Source organism: Tessaracoccus lubricantis (assembly GCF_039544535.1).
Taxonomy (GTDB): domain Bacteria; phylum Actinomycetota; class Actinomycetes; order Propionibacteriales; family Propionibacteriaceae; genus Arachnia; species Arachnia lubricantis.
On sequence record NZ_BAABLV010000051.1, the window covers coordinates 1 to 5,264 of the forward strand.

At 71.9% G+C, this 5,264-nt stretch carries 5 protein-coding genes and 1 other RNA gene; 5 read left to right on the forward strand and 1 reads right to left on the reverse strand.

All coding sequences use genetic code 11. The features are described 5' to 3' along the window. The first annotated feature begins 110 nt into the window (after nt 1–110). From ffs to ABEA30_RS15340, 5 genes are all read left to right on the forward strand, one after another. An RNA gene (ffs, locus tag ABEA30_RS15320) (signal recognition particle sRNA small type) lies at nt 111–207 on the forward strand. 141 nt (nt 208–348) lie between these two features. Beyond that, nucleotides 349–2,538, forward strand: coding sequence for a DNA polymerase III subunit gamma and tau (locus tag ABEA30_RS15325; RefSeq protein WP_425584642.1), 2,190 nt, complete (start codon nt 349–351; stop codon nt 2,536–2,538). A 59-nt stretch (nt 2,539–2,597) separates the two neighbouring features. Further along, nucleotides 2,598–2,921: a YbaB/EbfC family nucleoid-associated protein gene (locus ABEA30_RS15330; protein WP_345584406.1), complete on the forward strand. Its 324-nt coding sequence runs from the start codon at nt 2,598–2,600 to the stop codon at nt 2,919–2,921. Beyond that, on the forward strand, nt 2,922–3,557 hold the full coding sequence (gene recR, locus ABEA30_RS15335; RefSeq protein WP_345584408.1) for a recombination mediator RecR: 636 nt from the start codon (nt 2,922–2,924) through the stop codon (nt 3,555–3,557). Between the two features lie 42 nt (nt 3,558–3,599). After that, nucleotides 3,600–4,355, forward strand: coding sequence for a VOC family protein (locus ABEA30_RS15340; protein ID WP_345584410.1), 756 nt, complete (start codon nt 3,600–3,602; stop codon nt 4,353–4,355). A 1-nt stretch (nt 4,356) separates the two neighbouring features. Here ABEA30_RS15340 and ABEA30_RS15345 read toward each other — a convergent pair. After that, nucleotides 4,357–5,264, reverse strand: a 908-nt coding sequence (locus ABEA30_RS15345) for a PLP-dependent aminotransferase family protein (RefSeq protein WP_345584412.1), incomplete at its 5' end; no start/stop codon positions are given.

The window sequence follows — 5,264 nt, forward strand, 5'->3', positions numbered from 1 at the left end:
ACACACCTAACCGGAGGTTTCTACCCGAGGCAACGACCCCGCACAAGCGGAGGTTTCTGATGAGTCAACTCGGCGATGTGAACCGGCTCCGACGATGGGGTAGAGTGATCCAAGGTTCCTCGCGCGGCGGTATCTCGCCCAACTCCCCCAGGGTCGGAAGGCAGCAAGGGTAAGTGAGCTCTTCCGGGTGCGCGAGGGGCCCTTTTTCTTTGCCGGAGCACGGCTCACGAACTGTCTTGGGGCTGCAATAGGGTGGGGACCGTGGACGACGAGTACATCGAGGACGACGAGTACGCCCCGCTGATCGACGAGGGGTACGGCTCTGCGGACCAGCCCGGGTTCGAGCCGATGGACGGGCCCGGCCTCTTCGACGACGAGCCTGCCGCGGAGCCCTTCGAGCAGACCGGCCCCGGCCTGTTCGCGGAGGAGGAGCCTGCCGTCGAGGAGCTGGTCAGCGAGCCCGCCGGCGCGCCCGTGCCCCCGTCGAAGCTCGACCACTCACCGCGCATCGAGGCCCCCGCGGCGCCGCTGGCGCTGTACCGCCGCTACCGGCCGGATTCGTTCGCGGACGTGATCGGCCAGGAGCACGTCACGGTGCCGCTGCAGCGCGCGCTGCAGAACAACCGGGTCAACCACGCCTACCTGTTCTCGGGCCCCCGCGGCTGCGGCAAGACCACCTCCGCGCGCATCCTGGCCCGCTGCCTCAACTGCGAGCAGGGCCCCACCGCCACGCCGTGCGGCGTGTGCCGCTCCTGCGTCGACCTCGCCCGCGGCGGCCCCGGCTCGATCGACGTGATCGAGATCGACGCGGCCTCGCACGGCGGCGTCGACGACGCGCGTGACCTGCGCGAGCGCGCCTACTTCGCGCCCGTGGCCAGCCGCTACAAGATCTACATCGTCGACGAGGCCCACATGGTCACGACGGCGGGCTTCAACGCGCTGCTCAAGCTCGTCGAGGAGCCGCCCCCGCACGCCAAGTTCATCTTCGCCACCACGGAGCCGGAGAAGGTCATCGGCACCATCCGCTCCCGCACGCACCACTACCCGTTCCGGCTGGTGCCGCCCAAGGTGCTCGGCGACTACCTGGCCAGCATCTGCGACGCCGAGGGCGTCGCGGTGGACCGCAGCGCGCTGCCGTTGGTGGTCCGCGCCGGAGCCGGCTCGGTGCGTGACTCGCTGTCGGTGCTCGACCAGCTGCTGGGCGGCGCGGGCGACGAGGGCGTGAGCTACGAGCAGGCCGCGGCGCTGCTGGGCTACACGCCCGACGCGCTGCTCGACGAGATCATGGATGCCTTCGCCGCCGGTGACTCGGCCGGCGTGTTCCGCACCATCGACAAGGTGATCGAGGTGGGCCAGGACCCGCGTCGCTTCGCGGAGGACCTGCTGCGCAGACTACGGGACCTGGTGATCCTCGCGGCCGTCCCCGAGGCCGCCACCAACGGCCTGCTCGACGTGGCGGCAGACCAGGCGCAACGCCTGGCCACGCAGGTGGCCGGGATGGGTTCCGGGGAACTGACCCGTGCCGCCGAGGTGATCGCCACCGGCCTCACCGAGATGCGGGGCACGACGGCGCCCCGGCTCCACCTCGAACTGATGTGCGCCCGCGTCCTGCTGCCCGGCGCTGATGCCGATGAGCGGGGCCTCCACGCGCGCATGGATCGGCTCGAGCGCCGCGTCGGCATGATGGGCAGCGGTGAGGCCCCCGTCGAGGACTGGCAGGACACCGGCGCCGCCCGCCCGCGCCAGCCGGAGCGCCCGCGTGCCGCAGAGCATGAACGCCAACGCCCCGCCCAGGCCCCGGCGCCGGAGGCCCCCGCCGCTCCGGCTCACGAGGCTGCTCCCGCGCCGGCCGCGGCACTCGCGGCGCCGACGCAGCGCCGTGCCCCGGGCGAGCCGCCGCGGGGGCCGGGCGCCGTCGCGTCCGAGCCCGCCGCGCAGCAACAGCAGCGGCCCACGCCTGAGCAGCCGGCGCAGCGCCCGGCGCCCGAGCAGCCCGCCCAGCGTCCGGCACCGCAGCAGCCCGCACCCCAGCAGCGGCCCGGTGCACCCGCGCAGCTCAGCGCCGCCGAACTGCGCCGCGTCTGGCCCAACGTGCTGGACGAGGTCAAGCGCCGCCGTCGCTTCACGTTCATGCTGCTGAGCAACCACGCCCAGGTGGTGGACGTGGCAGACGGCGCCCTGGTGCTCGGCTTCGACTCACCCGGCCCGCGGGAGAACTTCGGGTCCGGCGGCAGCGCCGACGTGTTGGCGGACGCGCTCATCGAGGTGATCGGCGTCGAACTACGGATCCAGTCGGTGCTGGCCAGCGGGGAGCAGGAGGCCCGTCCCGAACAACGCCCGCAGGGCGCCCCCGTCGTGCAGCCCGAGCCGGAACCGCAACCCGAGCCGCAGCAGCAGCGTCGGATGGAGCCGCCCCCGCCGTCGGAGCAGGTCTCCGCGGACGACGCGGTGCTTGACGCCGGCCACAACGCCGAGGAGTTGCTGAGCAACGCGTTCGGCGCCGAGGTCATCTCCGTGCGCGACGCCGACGACGACTGAGGCTGGCCGCCCCGGCCCAGCCTTCTATGCTTGACAGGTACCCCACTCAGGAGTGAGAGATGTTTGGTGACTTTGACCTCAACGCGCTGATGCAGCAGGCGCAGAAGCTGCAGACGGACCTGGCGGCCGCCCAGGAGGAACTGGGCCAGCAGTCGTTCACCGGCACGGCCGGCGGTGGCTTGGTCAGCGTCACGCTGAGCGGCAAGGGCGAGATGCAGGAGGTCGAGATCCAGCCCGCGGCAGTGGACCCGGACGACATCGAGACGCTCCAGGCCCTCGTCGTCGCAGCGTTCCGCGCCGCCAAGGCCGAGGTCGACGCCGCCACCGCCGCCACGCTCCCGGAGCTGCCCAGCATGCCCGGGATGCCCGGTTTCGGAGGCTGAGTGTACGAAGGCGCCATCCAGGAACTGATCGATGAGCTGAGCCGGCTGCCGGGCATCGGTCCGCGCAGCGCGCAGCGCATCGCGTTCCACCTCCTCGACGCCCCTGAGGAGGACGTCTTCGCGCTCGCCGACACGCTGCGCAAGGTCAAGGAGCAGGCGCGGTTCTGCGAGGTGTGCTTCAACGTCTCGCAGGAGGAACGCTGCCGCATCTGCCGAGACCCCAGGCGGGACCACTCGCAGTTGTGTGTCGTCGAGGAGTCGAAGGACGTCGTGGCCATCGAGCGCACCAACGAGTTCCGCGGCCTCTACCACGTGCTGGGCGGCTCGATCTCACCCATCGAGGGCCGCGGCCCCGGTGACCTGCGCACCCGCGAACTGTTCCAGCGGCTCGCCGACGGCGCGGTGCAGGAGGTCATCCTCGCCACAGACCCCGACACCCAGGGCGAGGCGACGGCCTCCTACCTCAGCCGCATGCTGGCAGACTTCGGCGTGCGGGTGACCCGCCCCGCCTCGGGCCTGCCGGTCGGCGGTGACCTGGAATACGCAGACCAGGCGACGCTCGGCCGCGCGTTCGAGGGGCGCCGGGTCCTCGTCGAGCGTCACTCACCTCTGGACGTGCACACCCCGTCGGCCTAGGCTCCTGACAGAGCCACACCGGCTCAGGTGAGGAGGCCAACGATGACCGATCGACCACAGGGAGCGCCCGTCTGGGTGGAGCTCTACGCACCAGACCTCGAACAGGCCAAGGCCTTCTACGGAGGCCTGTTCGGCTGGCAGCTGCACAACTCCGGTGAGGAGTACGGCGGCTACCACATGATCATGCTCGGCGACGACGTGGTGGGCGGCGCGATGCGCTCGCAGGACGGCATGGGGGTGCCGTCGTGGTGCGTCTACCTCGGCACCAAGGACATCCGGACGCTGGCGGAGCGCGCCAAGCAGGCCGGTGGTGAGATCCACGTGGAGCCGATGGAGGTCGGCGACCAGGGGTCGATGGCGTTCCTGAGCGACTCCACGGGCGCGGCACTCGGCGCGTGGCAGAGCGACACCGTCCGGATCCAGGCGACGGACCGGCCCGGTGCGCCGGTCTGGTTCGAACTGATGACCGGCAACTACGACGAGGCGCTGCGGTTCTACCGCGAGGTGTTCGAGTGGGACGTGCAGCCGATGGGCGAGCAGGGCGTCGAATACCAGTACTCCACCAACGGCGGCGGCGACGACGCGGTCGCCGGCGTGTGCGACGCGTCGCCGTTCATCCCCTCGAAGGTGCCCACCAGTTACTGGCGGGTCTACTTCTCCGTCGACGAGACCGACGCCGCCATCGAACGCATCCGCGAGCTGGGTGGGCGGCTGGTGGACGGGCCCATGGAGTCGCCGTACGGGAGGATCGCCACCGTCGAGGACGACCAGGGCATCCAGTTCCAGATCGTCGGCTGAGTCAGCGGAACGTCAACTCGCGCTCCGCTGAGGTGGCGCGACGGCGGGCGCGCGCGAGTCGCCTGCGGAGGCCGCCGTCGGCGAGGTAGGCGGCGACGGCGCGCTGCAGCAGCAGTGGGGGCGCGGCGCCGGTGGCGTCGGCCGCTTCGTCGACCTCGTCCTGCCATGCGGGTGGGGCGACGAGGTAGCCGGTGCCGACGCCGCGGCCGATGACCGCGGCGAACGTGCCCAGGTGCGCGACGACGGTGGGGTCGAGGCTCCAGAGCGTCGGCAGCGGGGGGCCGAGGTGTCGTCGCTCGGAGTCGAAGTCGTCCTCCACCAGCACCACGCCCTCGTCGCGGGCCCAGGCGATCATGGCCTGACGGTGGCGCGCCGACAGCGCGCCGCCGTCGGGGTACTGGTGGTTGGGCGTGACGAGCGCCAGGTCGATGGGGGAGCGACGGTGGGCCCGGGCCAGCGAGGCCAGGTCCGGCCCGGCCTCGCCGACGGGGAGCGCGACGGTGTCGCTTCCGGAGTGTTCGAGCAGGCGGCGCAGGCCGGGGAAGCCGGGCGACTCCACCGCCACGCGCGCCCGGCGGCCGGAGCGTCTCGCGGCGACGGCCAGCAGCAGCGACAGGCCCGAGCGGGCACCCGAGGTCACGGTGATGCGTCCGGGGTCGACCACCACGCCGCGCATGTGTCGCAGGTGTTCGGCGACTGCGTCGGCCAGGGGCGGCACGGCTTCGTCGGCGACCGCCCGCCGCCACGCGCTGCGCCACGCCGCGTCGTCCGGCCAGGCCCCGGTGGTGGTGGCGGTGACCTCCGTGAGCAATTGGATGGGGTCACGGCCCAGGTGGGGCGCGAGTTCAGGGGGTGAGTGCAACAGATCTGAAGGGGATGTGTTGTGTCGGTCGCGGAGAAGCGTGGCGT